The organism is Leeuwenhoekiella obamensis (assembly GCF_055391795.1).
This window is the reverse complement of the sequence record NZ_AP029251.1, coordinates 1018988-1036118: the sequence shown is the minus strand read 5'-3', so window position 1 is coordinate 1036118 and position 17131 is coordinate 1018988. Positions and strand designations below refer to the sequence as shown.

The following is a 17131-nucleotide window of genomic DNA, read 5'->3' as shown; positions in this document are numbered from 1 at the left end:
CTTAATCGTTTTTAAGTTCATAATCTACTACGATCTCATCCTCATTTACATTAGGATAATAACCATCTGGCGCATACAAAATTGGGAAGGTATTAGGTATCCTCTTTGTTACCTCAACCCCTAGGGTTGCAAAATTAATTTTGAATGCAATGAGATCTCTGGCTTGATTGGCATAAAGAACTCCATCTCTAATTGAAAGATCTGTAGAACCTGGCAGGTTTATAAACGCCATCTTACGTGGCGCAGCTGGATCTGCATTATCAAAAACATGGTAACCTTTACGTTTTTCGTTTACGAACAAGTAATCATCAAAAACATAGATCTTACCCGCTTCAGCGATGGGTTGTGGTATGCGTATTTGCAAAGAAGCTTCAAGTTCTCCCCGAGTAAAAATCACAGGTTCATAACTAGAAATATACTTAGCATTAATGTCATCACTGCAATTATAACAGCAGGATTGTAATGTGAAGACGCTAAGAAAAAGTAATAACAGTAGCTTTGATCTCATGGTTTGGTTTATATGTAGATACGCTGACTGTAAAATGGTTGCGTCATATTTGGCTTAAAGCCAAAAGAAAAAAACCTCAACCCATTGCTGGATCGAGGTTTCTTTACTGTTTAAAAGCCGTTATTTATTTTAAATGAAATTTCTTCTCGTATAATTTATTTCCATTATGAAACATTTCATATTTCCAATCGCCTTTAACCTCAAGGTATTTTTTGCCCAGTGTATACGCAGCATGATGGTCCTCATTAGTACTAACATATGCTGTGTAGGCAACTTGAGAAAATCGCTGACCGTATTCGTTCTCTATTTCCTTAGGAAACGTCCATCGTATCTCAACAGGTACGTTAATATTTTCCCTTGCTTTGACCACATAATGCACTCCAAATTTTTGATTGGAATGACAAGGTATATCTGCTGTGTTTTCAACAATTTTAAAGTCGGTTGCTTCTTCATGAACGCCAGTAGGAGAATCAGCTAAAATCTTTGTTCCAGAAATCCTAGATTGGCAAATACCATAATTAAGTTCAACTATACCTATATCTGATAGATATTTTTTTGAAGAATCGTTATCTGATGGAGCATTGAGGCTTAGATCATTTATTTTTTGGGGCTCATTTTGTTCTTCAACCCGAAAATTTTCTTTAGGTGTAGAACAAGAGAAGAATAATATTCCTGCAACAAATAATATCGTGAGCTTTTTCATGATTTTTATTTTTTGATTGATGATTAATAAAAAGATTAACTAAATCTACAAAAATTAATTGATTATCAGATATTTAGTTTTTTTTGCTTTAAGCCAAAAGAAAACCTCAATTTGTTTATGTAGAGAGAATTACTTAGAAATAGTAACTGAGCCCTAACCTTATTTGAGAACTATTAAAATCTGCCACTATTTCCTGATGCTCTGAATAATAATCGTCTGTGTAATCATTTTCTTGTTCTTGAACCGTATACGAGTAGCCTATGAAACCAAGATTTGCTTCTAAGGCAAAATGAGGATTAAGAAAATAAGTAACTCCTGGTCTAATGCCCACGCTTAATACGCTTCCTTTATCATACTGACCATAGATGTTAGAGAAACCGTAACCCGCTCCTCCGCCAAGGTTTAAAAGCAATTTTTCGCCTACACTCCAGTACTTTTTAATTTCTAGAGAAATACCATAGAATCGCTTAATTTCACTAATTTCTTCCATATCGTTATTTCTTACCTCCATTATTTCTAGGTATTGATATTGAATAGCTGCTCCGATAGTCCAATTTTCTGCAAACGCATAGGCATATGAAGAATTTAAGCCAATTGATTTATTTTTCTCGCCAGAATTTATTTCATTGAAACCAGTTTCTTCATCTATAAAGGAGGTGTTGAATTTAAGGCTAATATTCTGAGTGCCTTTTGTAATTACGGCCTTTTGATCCTGATTATTTTGAGCTAAGGTTAATTGAATGATGAATAAGAATGCAATTGTAAATGGTAGTTTCATTTTTAATATATTATTGATTGAAACAACATTAAACTTTTCTATACAGTCTGAATTATTCTTAATGTTATCAAATTATCACTGATAAATTAAGAGCAATAAAAAAGCCCGATGCAATAGCATCGGGCTTTTTAGAAATATTCAATTATGAAGTTTACTTCACTTCTTCAAAGTCTACGTCTTCAACGTCACTGCTTCCTGAAGCGCCTGCATCTCCACCAGCCTGCTGGCCAGCATCTGGTCCTGGTTGTCCGCCTTGAGCAGCTTCGGCCTGTGCCTTGTACATTTCTTCACTTGCAGTTTTCCAAGCTTCATTGATCTTGTCAAGAGCTGGAGTGATCGTTTCAACATCCTTAGTTTCGTAAGCCTTTTTCAACTCTTCAAGAGCATCTTCAATAGGCTTCTTCTTATCATCAGAAAGCTTATCGCCAAATTCCTTCAACTGCTTTTCTGTTTGGAAGATCATTCCATCAGCTTCGTTGATCTTATCAGCAACTTCTTTTGCTTTCTTATCAGCTTCTGCGTTTGCTTCAGCCTCAGATTTCATCTTTTGGATCTCATCTTCTGTTAATCCAGAAGAAGCTTCAATACGAATATCCTGAGATTTTCCTGTTGCTTTGTCTGTTGCAGATACTTTGATAATACCGTTTGCATCAATATCAAACGTTACTTCAATTTGAGGAGTACCACGCTGAGCTGGTGGAATACCATCTAAGTGAAAACGACCAATGGTTTTGTTATCTGTCGCCATAGGACGCTCACCTTGAAGTACGTGGATCTCAACGCTAGGCTGATTATCAGCAGCTGTAGAGAATACTTGTGACTTCTTAGTAGGTATTGTAGTGTTTGCCTCAATAAGCTTTGTCATAACGCTTCCCATAGTTTCAATACCTAGAGAAAGTGGAGTTACGTCAAGAAGCAATACATCTTTTACATCACCCGTTAATACACCACCTTGTATCGCAGCACCTATCGCTACAACCTCATCTGGGTTTACACCTTTACTTGGCTTTTTGCCAAAGAAACTCTCAACAGCTTGTTGTACTGCTGGGATACGTGTAGAACCACCTACAAGGATGATCTCATCTATATCGCTTTTGCTCAATCCTGCATTCTTAAGTGCAGACTCGCAAGGCTTAATTGTTCTTTTTACTAGATCGTCAATCAATTGCTCAAACTTAGCGCGGCTCAATGAACGCACAAGGTGCTTAGGTCCACTAGCAGTTGCTGTGATATATGGCAAGTTGATCTCAGTTTGCGTTGAAGAAGAAAGCTCGATTTTAGCTTTTTCTGCAGCTTCTTTAAGACGTTGAAGCGCCATAGGATCTTTCTTAAGGTCCATGTCTTCTTCACTCTTAAACTCGTCTGCTAGCCAGTTGATAATTGCACTATCTACATCATCACCACCCAGGTGAGTATCACCATCAGTAGCAAGTACTTCAAAAACGCCATCTCCTAGTTCTAGGATAGAAACGTCATGTGTACCACCACCAAAGTCAAATACAACGATCTTTTGATCTGTATCTTTTTTATCAAGACCATAAGCAAGTGCAGCAGCAGTAGGCTCATTAATAATTCTCTCTACCTTAAGACCAGAGATCTCACCAGCTTCTTTTGTAGCCTGGCGCTGAGAGTCATTAAAGTAAGCAGGAACGGTGATCACCGCACGGCTTACATCCTGACCCAAATAATCTTCAGCGGTCTTCTTCATCTTTTGAAGAATCATCGCACTAAGCTCTTGAGGTGTATAAAGACGACCATCAATATCCACACGTGGAGTATCATTATCACCTTTCTTTACATCATAAGCAGCGCGTTCTGCTTCTTTGCTTGATTCGGAATATTTATTCCCCATAAAGCGCTTGATGGAAGATATGGTTTTAGTAGGGTTTGTAACAGCCTGACGTTTTGCAGGGTCACCCACCTTAATTTCACCACCTTCGACAAACGCGATAACAGAGGGAGTAGTTCTCTTTCCTTCGGCATTAGGTATAACTACAGGCTCATTACCTTCCATCACGGCAACGCAAGAGTTGGTTGTACCTAAGTCGATTCCTATTATCTTACTCATCGATTATATAATTTTAAGTGTTATACGATTTTTTATTACGACCTGTATAAGTCAAACGCTGTGCCACGAGGTTTTGTATGACAGGTTGGCAGAAACTAAAGTCACCCCACGTCAGTTATGATAAGAATAAACCTTAACCTCAACTCATAACCGCAAACTGACTACTGCAAACTGACGCCTGAGAACTGAACACTGAATACTGAACACTGAATACTGCCAACTGAATAATGGCGCTTCCCTCCTTCTCAATCGGGTCGGGCTTTCCGCTATATCTTTTTTTCGCCGAATGGCTTAAAAAAGGATGCCGCTGCAATCCCTAGCGCAGTTGTAGTAGAAATTATAGAGATCTGTTTAGCCAATTAGGTAGACATCTAACATATATAGTAATCAAAACCCATAAATTATTAATCCCGGCTATATTTCTATTTGTCCCCGTTATAAGGGCGGCTATTTTATGCGTACAAACACTGTTTTGATACTCCAGATGGGCTGTTTAGCCGTTTAATTCGTCATTTTAGGTACAAATACGCTTCCAAAACGTCATAATTATTTATCCCCGTTATAGAAATATTTGTCCCCGTTATAAGGGTGACTGTATTTTATTGTAGAGAACCCCTTGATCGGGTTTTGATTTCCATCTATTATGATAATTCATTTTCTGAATGCGTCAAGATATTCAGCTTTTATGATGGTTTTATTCCTAATGCGCTTTCTGTTATGATTTCTTTTCGCCGAAAGGCATAACAACAACCCTTAGCGCAGCTGCAATAATATGCATCACCAAAAACCGTTTATACACAGACTAACTTATATATCTTTGTACCGTTAAAAAACAATCGCATTGAATAAGCTTTTACTCCCTGTTTTATTATTGCTCTCCCTTGCCTCCCTGGCGCAAGAGAAAAAACAGATCGACATAGACTCAGACTTAGGAAGAAGAGATCCTAAATATCCCGGGGCATTTATTTTTCAAAAAACAGATAACCAAGTTCACATTACACACGAAGGTATTGAGATGTGGTGTGATCTTGCTTTTTCTTATGAGGAAGAGAATTTTGTAAAGGCATATGGTAATGTGCGTGTTAATCAGGGTGACACAATTACCATGAATTCTAAGTATGCAGAGTACAACGGTAATACGCAGTTTGCTTTTGCATCGGGCCAAGTAAAGTTGCACAGCCCTAAAGCTGATCTTACTACAGATACTTTATACTTTAATCGCATTAAACAAGAAGCTTTTTATAGAAGCGGCGGTACGTTGCGAGACACCGCGAGCACCATTACTAGTAAAACTGGCAGATACTTCATTGAGCAGGATAAATATTCTTTCATCAATAATGTCGTAGTTACTAATCCTGAATATGTGATCAATAGTGATCAATTGGATTTTTATTCAAAAAGTGGTCATGCTTATCTTTATGGCCCTTCTACCATTACCAGTGATGCCAGCAAAGTGTATTGCGAACGCGGCTTTTATGACACGCGTAATGACAATGGCTATTTTGTAAAGAATTCTCGTATAGATTATGATAATAGAACGGTGTATGGCGACAGCCTCTATTTTGACAGGCCCACGGCTTTTGCCTCTGCTACAAACAATATTAAGGTTGTAGACACGGCAAATAAAAGTGTTGTGCGCGGTCATTATGCAGAAGTTTTTAGAGAAAAAGATTCTGTTTACATCACAAAGCGTGCGGTAGCCATTACAGAACAGCAGCAAGATTCTATTTACATTCATGGTGATAGACTTGTTATTACCGGTAAACCAGATAAACGTATTCTTAGAGGATATTATAATGTACGCATGTTTAAAAGCGACATGAGCGGTAAGTGTGACAGTATACATGTAAATCAAGAAACTGGTCTTACACAAATGATAGGAGTGCCTATTATGTGGAGTGCCAATAGCCAGATGACAGGAGATAGCATTCATCTAATAAGTAATCCTAAAACTGAGCGATTGGATTCTCTACGCGTTTTTGAAAATGCATTTCTTGTAGAAAAAGACAGTTTGCCGCTACTAAAGGATGCTAAAGAAAAGGAATACGGCTATAATCAAGTAAAAGGAGAAAGATTGATAGGTCTTTTTAAAGACAATGCATTAAATCAAATTGACATCATTAAAAACGCCGAAAGTATCAATTATCGTCGTGGCGAAGATGGAAATATACAGGCGGTAGATAAAGGTAAGTCTGCATCCATAAGAGTGATCATTGAAGAAAATCAGATCACCGATGTTTATAAGTATCAGCAGATAGATGGCAATGTTTATCCTTTATCAAAATTCACAAAAGAAGAAAGACAATTTCCCGGTTTGAACTGGCGTGGCGATGAACGTTTAAAGACTAAAGAAGACATCTTTAAAGGAGAACCAGAATTCGAATTGGTGAAAATTCAAGGTATCCAGCTACCAGAGATCGAGGAAGATTTCTTTGAAACACCAGAAGGAGAAGCACCACCTACTGAGCGTTTCCCATCCCAATCAGAATTAGCGCCAGAGCATTTTAAGAACCGTAAGGAAGATGCTCCTACCATTGGCGTACCGATGAATGATAAAGCTACTATTAGAAAAAATCCATCAGACACGATACCAACGCCTAAAAAGCCAACCGCTCTTCAAAAGCCCACTTTAATTAAAAAAGACAGCACAGATAATGAAGAGTGATTTTTTAAAGTACCAGGCGCAAACCACTCCGCATCCACTTGCGATGGAAGTTTCGCATGCTAAAGGCTCTTACATTTATGACACAGACGGCAAATCGTATCTTGACTTTGTGGCAGGTGTTTCGGCATGTACGTTGGGACATTGTCACCCCAAGGTTGTAAATGCCATAAAAGATCAAGCAGAAAAATACCTGCATGTGATGGTTTATGGAGAATATGCGCAAGATCCAGCGGTGAAGGTCAGTAAACTTTTGGCGCAAAGCCAACCTCAGGAACTAGATATGACCTATCTGGTAAATAGCGGCACAGAAGCCATAGATGGTGCGCTTAAACTCGCACGTCGTGTTACCGGTCGTTCTCAGATCCTATCTGCAAAAAACGCATATCACGGCAACACTTATGGAGCGCTAAGCTTGATGAGTTTTAAAGAACGTCAAGAACCATTTGCTCCGCTTGTGGGGGATATTGATCATATCGCTTTTAATGATATTAACGACCTAGACAAGATCACCGAAGATACCGCTGCGGTAATTTTAGAGACCATACAAGGCGGCGCGGGATTCATTTTGCCGCAAGGCGATTATCTTAAAAAAGTACGCCAGCGTTGCGATGCCACCGGCACAATGCTCATTCTTGACGAGATACAGCCAGGATATGGTCGCACAGGTAAATTTTTCGGGTTTGAGCATTTTGATATTGTTCCAGACATTCTCGTAATGGGCAAAGGCATGGGCGGCGGTATGCCTATAGGCGCTTTTATGGCTTCCGCCAAAAGAATGACTATGTTATCACACGATCCCAAGTTAGGACATATAACGACCTTTGGCGGGCATCCGGTAATTGCAGCAGCCGCTTTAGCAACAACTGAAGAAGTCCTGAACACAGGCTTAATGGATGAGATCGCTGAAAAAGAAGCGCTTTTTAGAAAACTACTCGTTCATGACCTAATTACAGAAGTGAGAGGAAAAGGCTTAATGCTGGCAGCGATGACACCATCTGCAGACATCACGACAGAGGCCATTTTGAAATGTCAAGACAATGGCTTAATTTCATTCTGGCTTTTATTTGAACCCAGGGCAATACGTATCACTCCGCCCCTAACCATCAGCCTTACCGAGATTGAAGAAGGTTGTAAGGTTTTACTTCATGTTCTAGACCAAATAAAAGAAAGACTGTCATAGATTGATTTAGGCTCAATTGTTGATTAGTTTGTTAACAACAATATTGACTTTTAAGAATGTCACCTCATATCCTTATTAATTTTAGGTAGGCTGAAATTCTAAAACTACCGTGTATGCAATACAATCACGAAGAAGAAAATTTTCCGCTCACACGTTTTGAATCAATGTTAAAGACTAATGACGTCCTATTCTTTGATTCAGAAGAGTTTGAAAACATCATCAATCACTATCTTGAGAACGGCAAGATAGCTTTAGCGAAAAAGGCTGTGAAATTGGGTCTTGAACAGCACCCTACTTCTACAAACCTTAAATTGTATCGCATAGAGATCCTCATTTTTGAGAATAAGCTAGGTGATGCAGAAGAACTTCTTGATGAACTCTATCAACTAGAGCCGCACAATGAAGAAGTCTTTATCCAGAAGGCAAATATCTACAGCAAGCAGGACAATCATAAAATGGCCGTTTCATTACTTGAGTCTGCTTTAGAACTTACAGATGATGATGCTGATATCTATTCTCTCATTGGGATGGAATATCTGTTTATGGAAGATTTTCAAAATGCAAAATTCAACTTCATGAAATGCCTTGAGGTAGATGAAGATGATTACTCTGCATTGTACAATGTGGTTTATTGCTTTGACTTCTTAGGTCAGCAGGATGAAGCTATTGATTATCTCAATATGTTTCTTAATAAAAATCCATATTGCGAGGTTGCATGGCATCAGGTAGGCAAGCAGTATTTTGACCTTAAGGAGTATGAAAAAGCATTATCAGCTTTTGATTTTGCTATTATAAGTGATGACACTTTTCTAGGCGCTTATTTTGAAAAAGGTAAAGTTCTAGAAAAACTAGGTCGTTATAATGAAGCTATTGAGAATTACCAGATCACACTAGGTCTGGATGATCCTACTTCTTTTGCATACTTAAGAATTGGTAAATGTTATCAAAAACTAAGTTGTGACGAACTAGCTTTAAAATACTTCAACAAAACTGTACACGAAGATCCACTTCTAGATAAAGGTTGGCTTGCAATTACTAATTTCTACATAAAAAAATTAGACTATCAGAATGCGCTTTACTATGTTAACAAAGCGATAAACATTGATAGCGATAACGCGCTTTACTGGAAGCGCTACGCTAAGATCAACAATAAACTTAATTTCTATGAAGAGGCTGAACGTGGTTATCGCAAAACTCTAGAGTTAGGAAATTATGAGCTTGACACCTGGTTAACGCGCAGTGATATCTTAATGTATCTTGGTGAGATAGAAGCCGCTATTACTAATCTTGAACAAGCAGAAGAATTTTACAAAGACTCTGCACAGATAGAGTTTAGATTGTCTGGTTTATATTTTGAAAAAGGTGAAGAAACTAAAGCTTACTTCCATCTTGATAATGCCTTACGCATAGAACCGGCGTATGATATGATCCTTGAAGAATTATTTCCTGATGCATATTTGCAAAAAGGTGTAATTGAAAAGATAAAGCAGGCTAAAAAGTCCTAAGGGTTTTCTTAATTTTGAGGCAATACACTTAATTGCTTCTCAATGCAAAACAACAGATCGCTTCTACAATATGCCATGATCACCTTAAGAGGTATGGCAATGGGAGCAGCAGACGTAGTACCCGGAGTCTCTGGGGGAACAATAGCCTTTATCACCGGGATCTATGAAGAGCTTATAACCACGATAGACGGTCTCAAACTTTCATTCTTTAAAGTCTGGAAAAAAGACGGCTTTAAAACTGCTTTTAAAACTTTTAATCTTGGTTTTCTTTGCGCGCTGTTTCTAGGTATCATAATCAGCGTTCTCTCACTAGCTAAACTTATCACTTATTTACTAGAAGAATATCCACTGCTACTCTGGGCGTTTTTCTTCGGGCTTATTTTAGCAAGCATCTGGCTTATTGGTAAGCAAATAAGCAAATGGAATACTGGTGTTTTCCTTTTAGGAATAATTGGAATCGCCGTTAGTTATTATATCACAATAGCCGAACCTATCAAAGGTTCTTCAGGATATATATTTCTATTCTTTTCAGGGTTTTTAGCGATCATTGCTATGATCCTTCCAGGAATTTCTGGTGCTTTCATCTTATTGCTTCTTGGCTCATATACTTTGGTTCTGGGCACGGTTGAGCAATTAGTAGACGGTCTTGCGCAAGGCGATTACAATGCTGTTCTTTTGGCTGTAGCCAAATTAGCCACCTTTATGGTAGGCTGCGTGATCGGACTTAAAGCATTCTCAAAGGCACTTACCTATCTTTATGTAAACTATAAAGACCTCACGCTAGCTTTGCTCACAGGGTTTATGATAGGCGCTTTAAACAAAGTATGGCCATGGAAAGAAGTGTTAAGCTACAGAACAAACAGTGAAGGTCATGAAGTTCCATTGCTGGAGAAAAGTATTCTTCCACAAGCCTTTGAAGGTGACCCTAAGTTAATTGCTGTTATAATTCTTGCGATCACAGGATTTTTACTGATTTTTATAATTGAAAAACTAGCAACCAAGAAGCCAACTGATGTTCACTGAAACTCGTTCATTTTCTGATAAAGTTTGGTTAGTTCTCAAGGGACTTGCCATGGGCGCAGCAAATAAAGTTCCGGGAGTTTCTGGAGGTGTTGTGGCTTATGTGGCGGGATTCTATGAAGAATTTATCTACTCTTTACAGAAGATAAACGGCAAAGCGTTCTCGTTGCTTATCAATGGTAGGTTTAGAAGTTTTGGGCGATATATTAATGGCAAGTTTTTAGGCTTACTCACGCAAGGAATGGTCATTAGCTATTTTAGCATTTCTAAACTGCTAGACATCGCGATTAGTAATTTTCCACTTTTTGTGTGGAGTGCTTTTTTTGGGATGATCATAGGTAGCATCTATTACATTGCAAAAGACTTTGACGACTGGTCTAGAAAAAATATCATCATCCTCTCATTAGGTATTGTTGTGGGCGTTAGCATTAGTTTACTAGAGCCTGCGCATCAAAACGACTCTTTGTGGTTTGTATTTTTCTGTGGGATCATTGGCGTTTCTGGGATGACACTTCCTGGTTTGTCTGGCTCTTTTATCTTGATCCTTCTAGGAAATTATGTTCTTCTGCTTGTTGAGTCTGTAAACGCGTTGTACGACACACTTTCAGACATTGCTCAGTTAGATTTTAGTTTCACTCAAGATCCAGAACGTGTTTTGCTGCTTAAAGTGATAGGCATGTTCACTTTGGGATCAGTCTTTGGGCTTGTTACTTTATCTAACTTTTTAGGCTACTTGTTAAAGCATTATAAGTTTGAAACAAATGCTGGGATCATTGGGTTTATAGCGGGTTCGCTTGGTGTAGTTTGGCCTTGGAAGAGAGAGATCTTTGATACAGATACTTCTGGAGATGTTTTAATAGACAGAATGGGAAATCCTATTTTAAAGAATTATGACAGGTATTGGCCTGCAGAATTTTCTTCAGAGAATTTAATAGCACTTTTATTTATCATTCTGGGAGTAACACTAGTTGTTGCTTTAGGAAAGTACGGAGACAGAAACAGAGCGAAACATGCGTAAATTTGGCCTTATAGGCAAAAACATAGATTATAGCTTTTCTAAAACATACTTCAATGAAAAGTTTAAAAAGGAGGAAATTGATGCCGTTTATGACAATTACGACTGTCAAGATCCTAAAGAGTTAAAACAGCTTTTTGCCAATAATGATGTTACTGGCTTTAATGTAACCATCCCATACAAGCAAGATGTAATGCAGTATATGGCAGAGATGAACAAACATGCGCTTGCCATAGGAGCTGTAAATACTATCAAGAAAACTCCAGACGGTAAATACAAAGGCTACAATACAGATTTTATAGGTTTCAGCGAGAGCATAAAACCATACTTAAAAAGCAATCATAAATATGCTTTGATCCTAGGTACAGGTGGAGCGGCGAAAGCAATTATGTATTCTTTTGACTTGATGGATATCTCATATAAAGTGGTTTCGCGTAAGCCAAAAACAGGTCAATTATCCTACGAAGAGCTTAATGGTAAAATTCTAAGCAAGTATCATGTTATTGTAAACTGTACTCCGCTAGGTACTTTTCCTAATATAAAAAATGCGCCACAACTACCCTATCACCTATTAAGTAGTCAGCATTTATTGTTTGATCTTGTGTACAATCCTGAAGAAACACAATTCATGAAAAATGGTAAAGCAAATGGTGCTCAAGTGTGCAACGGCTACCAGATGCTAAAGTTGCAGGCAGAAGCCGCGTGGAATATCTGGAATTAATTCTATAGCATTGCAGAGTTTACTTACTTAATAGTATCTTTATCTCATAAACACATACTTTAATAGTTTAAGAATGTCTGGAGAAAACAAAGCAACCGAGGAAAAGAAATATGACAAGGCGGAAGAAAAAGCTTTGATAGAAGAATCTAAGCAAAAAGAACTTCCTTCTTCTGACGCTATTGATGCTGAGATCGAATCAGAAGATGCTAAAGCTGCAGATGAGCTTGAGGCAGAATCTGTAGCTGTCATAGAAAATAAAAGTGAAGACGAAGTAGATGTTAACGATGGTGAATCTAAGCTGCAAGAAGGCAGCCTAGAAGAAATGGAGCATCTTAATAAAGAAAAGTCTGGCGATGATGATGAAGATTTTGCTGATGATCATGATGAGCATCATGAAGAAGTAAATCATGATGATGTAGACGAAGCGCTTAACGAAGATAGCGAAGATGAAAGCGCAGCAGAACGCCACTCAATCCCTAAGAAGGATTATGAGGCAATGTCTAAGGAAGAGCTTATTAAAGAATTTAGACAACTGCTTAAGAACGAGAAAATACAGGCTATTAAAGAGCATGTAGATGAGATTAGAGCTTCTTTTATCTCAAAGTTTGAAGAAGAGCAAGATGAAGCTAAAGATAAGTTCTTAGAAGAAGGTGGTAATATCATTGACTTTAGATACTACAATCCGCTTAAGAAAGAGTTTAACACGCTATACTTTGAGTATCGCGATAAACGCAATAACTACTTCCAGAATTTAAAACGTGATCTTAATGCGAATCTAGATAATAGAAACGCATTAATTGAAGAGCTTAAAGAGCTTAAAGAAGAAGTAGGTGGTGAAGATAGCATTAACTCTATTCTAGATAAATTCAAGGATATTCAAGAACGCTGGAGAAGCGCTGGGAATATTCCACGAGATAGGTATAATCTTGTATGGAATAATTACCACCACCACGTTGAGAATTTTTATGATTTCTTGCATCTTAATAGAGAATTTAGAGACAAGGATTTTAAAGAAAACCTAGACAAAAAACTTAAACTTATTGAGCAGGCAGAAGAGCTTGCCAATGATAAAGATCCTATCAAAGGTTTCCGTGAGTTGCAAATGCTGCACAAGATCTGGAAGGAAGAAGTAGGTCCTGTTGCTAAAGAATATCGCGAAGAGATATGGGAGAAGTTTAGCAATGCTACAAAAAAGGTTCACGAAGGCAGACAAGAATATTATAAGAATATTGATGCCATCCATGAGAAAAACCTGGAGAAAAAACAGGAAGTGATCGCACGCATCGAAGCAATTGCTGAAGAAGGCGCTAAAAATCACAATGGCTGGCAAAGCAGAATAAAACAAGTTGAAGAGCTTAGAGATGATTTCTTCAAATTAGGTAAAGTTCCTCGTAAGGATAACGAACCTACATGGAAGGCTTTTAAAAACGCCACACGCGTTTTTAACCGCAAGAAGAACACCTTCTATAAAGATCAGAAGAAAGAGCAGTATGAGAATCTAAAAAAGAAAATGGAGCTTATACAGATCGCTGAAGATAACATGAACAACGAGAAGGACGAGACCACAACAAGTCTGATGAAGAAAATTCAGTCAGACTGGAAGAAGGTGGGCCACGTACCTCGCAAAGACAGCGATAAGATCTGGAAGCGATTTAAGAAAGCTTGTAATCATTATTTTGATAGGCTTCACGCCGAAAAGAAAGAAGTTCTTGAAGCAGAAAAAGACAATCTTGCTGAAAAGCAGGAACTGCTTGAAAAAGCTAAAGAACTTAAACTCTCTGGCAACCACGCTGATGATCTTAAAACAATTAAAAAGATCATCGCAGAATGGAAAGAAACTGGCCGTGTGCCACACAGCAAAAAGAAGATCGAGAAAGAATTCAATCAAATTCTGGATGGTCACTTCAAGCAACTGGATCTTAGCAAAAAAGATGCAGAACTTATAAAATACGAGAACAGAGTTGCAGCGATCGCTGATGAAGATGATGATCGCCAACTTAACAAAGAGCGCTTCTTTATTTCAAAGAAAATCGATGAGGTGCAAGCAGAGATCACTCAGCTTGAGAATAACTTAGGTTTCTTTCAGCATGTACCAGATGACAACCCAATGGTTGCAGAAGTTCACAAGAACATCGCTGATCAAAAGAAAAACCTTGAGATCTGGAAAGCAAAACTCAGCAAACTCAAGTCTATTTACTAAGACACAAAATAAAAGGGATCATCATAATGGTCCCTTTTTCTTTTTGGCTTAAAGCCAAAAAACAAATCAAAAAACTTCTTCTTTCTAAGAATTAACGTTCATGCGTTACAGACGTTACTTTCTCCTTAATTCTAGACATTAAAATCTTAAACCGTCAGCATTCTCTTTGTAGAGTCATAGCTTACGCTGGAATTAAATTTATATAAAATAGAACATGAAAAAAGTACAGATAATTTTTACGCTAGCATTTGTTGCATCCATTTTTAGCACAATTAACGTGAATGCGCAAACACCAGCAATGCCGCAAGCACAACAGCAAGTAGATGTGAGCGAACAAGACCTCACAAAATTTGCAAACGTGTATAAGGAAATTCAAAAAGTAGGCATGGAAGCCACTCAGAAAGTGACAACATTGATCACGAATGAAGGTATGGAAGTCGCTCGTTTTAACGAGATCCACAAAGCTACTTTAAACCCAAATACAGAGAACGACGCCAATGAAGCCGAAATGAAAAAGCACGATGCGATCGTAAAACAACTTGAAGGTATGCAAGGCGAATTTCAAAATAAAATGGAAGCTGTTGTAAAGGCAGAAGGTATGACTATGGCGAGGTATCAAGCTTTGGGACAAGCGATACAATCAGATAAAGACTTGATGGCAAAATTGCAGGCTAAAATGATGGCAGCCGCGCAAAACAACGGATAAACTTTTCTTTTTTTGGGTTAAACCCAAAAGGATAAAAACAAAAAAACACCACGGCAAAACCGTGGTGTTTTTCTTTTGGCGAAAGCCAGAATATCTTACTCTTCTTCGTAAAGATAAAGTGAAGAAGCTCCCGTTAAACTATTGTTGATCACCGGTGACATATTACCTCCAGAAGTTTGAATACGGCTAAAACCTAGCACTCTTCCTTCTCCGTTAGCCAACTCTGCAATAAGCACAAGACCAGCTTCGCTAAAAAGCTCTACGCTTACAGGATTACCTAAAAATGTAAGGCTACCCTCTACTCTAGTTTGGCTCGCTGAAGATAAAGCCTCACCATCTTGTACGCTGTGAAATTTTTGCTCAAAACCAGTAATGATCGTGAACGCTCCATCTGTGGCACTAGCTGCATCACCTATATCAGTAAGAACCATTACCCCATCATCAAAGGCAAGACCATGCGTTCTAACGATTCCTGCGATTGCGATAGTTTTGCTAGCTTCTACAGTTGCGTTTGTGGTATTTGTTCCTAGGAAGTTTGTGAACTTAGCTAGTTTATTAGTTTTATCTACAACTGCATAAAGATCGTCATCTACAAGCTCAATTCCCCAAACATTAAAATTCACAGTAACAATGTTTCTTAATGTCATGTTACCGCTTTCTCTAATGTAGATAAAGAATCTACCTTTTGTATTATCTCCGTCAACAGGTGAATTGTCTGACACGATATATAAATTACCGTCAACAGCGATATCACGCGGACTTGTAAGGCCATCTGTCAAACCAGAACCAAAACTGCTAGTAACAGATACAGTACCGTTTGTTGAATTCATCACGTCTGCGTTTACATCAAGAAATGCAGCAAGTCTTGCATTAGGTGAACGCTCTGCCTGCACAAAAGAATCATCGCTAGGGTCATAGTAAATCCCTTCTGCATCTGTAGATACGTTAGAATACGTGGTGATAGAGTTATTAACTAGATCATATTTTCTTACATCGCCATCATTATGGTTAGTTACGTATAGATCCACAGCTTTAGGATCTTCTACAGGCTCTGTGATCGCAACGTCATCTTCAAGACAAGAAGTCATCGCAAGGCCAGTGAACAAGGCCAAAGTAGTTGTTTTAATAAGTTTCATAAATTGTATTTAAAGATTGTCTATTAAAAAAAAACCATCTGCCGGTTTAGTAGCAGATGGTATATTAACGTAAAGGTTGCTTCTAAAGATTAGATTTTAACCAGATTTTATGCTTTTGCTAGCTATATCTGTTAAAATCAAGCTTGCTTAAACCGTATTCTCGCTCGTTCTAAGTCTTCTGGTGTATCAATACCTATTGCAGGATTTTTTGAGAAAACCATTTTGATTTTCTTACCATATTCTAGGTAGCGTATTGCTTCAATTTTCTCAGAAGCTTCAAGCATTCGCATAGGTAGATCTTTAAAATCTAAGATAGCTTGCTTTCTAAAAGCATAAATACCGATGTGCTTGTAGTAAGTTGTTTTTACCGTTTTATCCCTGTGATAAGGAATAGGCGACCTAGAAAAATACAAAGCAAAATCCTCTTGATCTGTAATGACTTTTACGTTGTTAAGATTTTCAACTTCATCTATTTCTTCAATAGGCGTCATGATAGATGCAAGATCGATCTGTTCTGCCCCTTCTTTTCTAAAAACATCAAGAACATTACCCAAATCTTCTTTATTAGTAAACGGTTCATCACCTTGAACATTCACCACAATATCTACATCAAGATCTGCTACAGCCTCTGCGATCCTGTCGCTACCACACTCATGTTCTGCAATGCTCATGATCGCTTTACCACCAGCTTCGATCACACGATCAAAGATCACTTTACTATCTGTCACCACATAAACTTCCATAAAAAGTCCTGTAGCAACAGCGGCATCATACGTGCGAATTATCACAGGTTTACCTTCTAGATCCTGCATCAACTTACCAGGAAATCTGCTTGCTTCATAGCGTGCTGGTATCATCGCAATGATCTTTAAATCTTCAGTCATGGGGTAAAAAAGTTTTATTTGGCTGCAGCCAAAATTAAACAA

Annotated in this window: 14 protein-coding genes; 8 read left to right on the top strand and 6 right to left on the bottom strand. The window is 38.1% G+C overall.

The features are described 5' to 3' along the window. Position 1: 1 nt before the first annotated feature. From ACZ5L8_RS04600 to dnaK, 4 genes are all read right to left on the bottom strand, one after another. Positions 2–508: a hypothetical protein gene (locus tag ACZ5L8_RS04600; protein WP_464440114.1), complete on the bottom strand. Its 507-nt coding sequence runs from the start codon at positions 506–508 to the stop codon at positions 2–4. A gap of 124 nt (positions 509–632) precedes the next feature. After that, entirely contained in the window at positions 633–1211 is a 579-nt protein-coding gene (locus ACZ5L8_RS04595; protein WP_464440113.1) for a DUF3859 domain-containing protein, read from the bottom strand. A 133-nt stretch (positions 1212–1344) separates the two neighbouring features. After that, entirely contained in the window at positions 1345–1989 is a 645-nt protein-coding gene (locus ACZ5L8_RS04590) for a transporter (protein ID WP_464440112.1), read from the bottom strand. A 151-nt stretch (positions 1990–2140) separates the two neighbouring features. Next, on the bottom strand, positions 2141–4057 hold the full coding sequence (dnaK, locus tag ACZ5L8_RS04585) for a molecular chaperone DnaK (RefSeq protein WP_462598605.1): 1917 nt from the start codon (positions 4055–4057) through the stop codon (positions 2141–2143). Between the two features lie 841 nt (positions 4058–4898). On the opposite strand from dnaK, the gene ACZ5L8_RS04580 reads away from it, so the two are divergent. From ACZ5L8_RS04580 to ACZ5L8_RS04545, 8 genes are all read left to right on the top strand, one after another. Beyond that, a complete protein-coding gene (locus ACZ5L8_RS04580) occupies positions 4899–6722 on the top strand; it encodes an OstA-like protein (protein WP_464440111.1) in 1824 nt (607 codons plus the stop codon). Next, positions 6712–7902, top strand: a complete 1191-nt coding sequence (locus ACZ5L8_RS04575; RefSeq protein ID WP_464440110.1) for an aspartate aminotransferase family protein — start codon at positions 6712–6714, stop codon at positions 7900–7902. The genes ACZ5L8_RS04580 and ACZ5L8_RS04575 overlap by 11 nt, the downstream gene beginning before the upstream one ends. Positions 7903–8015: 113 nt before the next feature. Then, on the top strand, positions 8016–9407 hold the full coding sequence (locus ACZ5L8_RS04570) for a tetratricopeptide repeat protein (protein WP_464440109.1): 1392 nt from the start codon (positions 8016–8018) through the stop codon (positions 9405–9407). Between the two features lie 42 nt (positions 9408–9449). After that, entirely contained in the window at positions 9450–10430 is a 981-nt protein-coding gene (locus ACZ5L8_RS04565) for a DUF368 domain-containing protein (protein ID WP_464440108.1), read from the top strand. After that, positions 10420–11445, top strand: coding sequence for a DUF368 domain-containing protein (locus ACZ5L8_RS04560; RefSeq protein WP_464440107.1), 1026 nt, complete (start codon positions 10420–10422; stop codon positions 11443–11445). The genes ACZ5L8_RS04565 and ACZ5L8_RS04560 overlap by 11 nt, the downstream gene beginning before the upstream one ends. Beyond that, positions 11438–12163 (top strand): shikimate dehydrogenase family protein, encoded by a 726-nt coding sequence (locus tag ACZ5L8_RS04555; RefSeq protein ID WP_464440106.1) that lies wholly within the window; start codon positions 11438–11440, stop codon positions 12161–12163. The genes ACZ5L8_RS04560 and ACZ5L8_RS04555 overlap by 8 nt, the downstream gene beginning before the upstream one ends. Positions 12164–12236: 73 nt before the next feature. Next, positions 12237–14363: a DUF349 domain-containing protein gene (locus tag ACZ5L8_RS04550; RefSeq protein ID WP_464440105.1), complete on the top strand. Its 2127-nt coding sequence runs from the start codon at positions 12237–12239 to the stop codon at positions 14361–14363. A 214-nt stretch (positions 14364–14577) separates the two neighbouring features. After that, complete coding sequence (locus ACZ5L8_RS04545) at positions 14578–15069, top strand: DUF4168 domain-containing protein (RefSeq protein WP_464440104.1); 492 nt, start codon at positions 14578–14580, stop codon at positions 15067–15069. 95 nt (positions 15070–15164) lie between these two features. Here the strand turns inward: ACZ5L8_RS04545 and ACZ5L8_RS04540 are convergent, their stop codons facing one another. Both ACZ5L8_RS04540 and kdsB read right to left on the bottom strand, forming a co-directional pair. Next, positions 15165–16205: a hypothetical protein gene (locus ACZ5L8_RS04540; RefSeq protein WP_464440103.1), complete on the bottom strand. Its 1041-nt coding sequence runs from the start codon at positions 16203–16205 to the stop codon at positions 15165–15167. 137 nt (positions 16206–16342) lie between these two features. Further along, positions 16343–17089: a 3-deoxy-manno-octulosonate cytidylyltransferase gene (gene kdsB, locus ACZ5L8_RS04535; RefSeq protein ID WP_464440102.1), complete on the bottom strand. Its 747-nt coding sequence runs from the start codon at positions 17087–17089 to the stop codon at positions 16343–16345. Between the last annotated feature and the right edge of the window lie 42 nt (positions 17090–17131).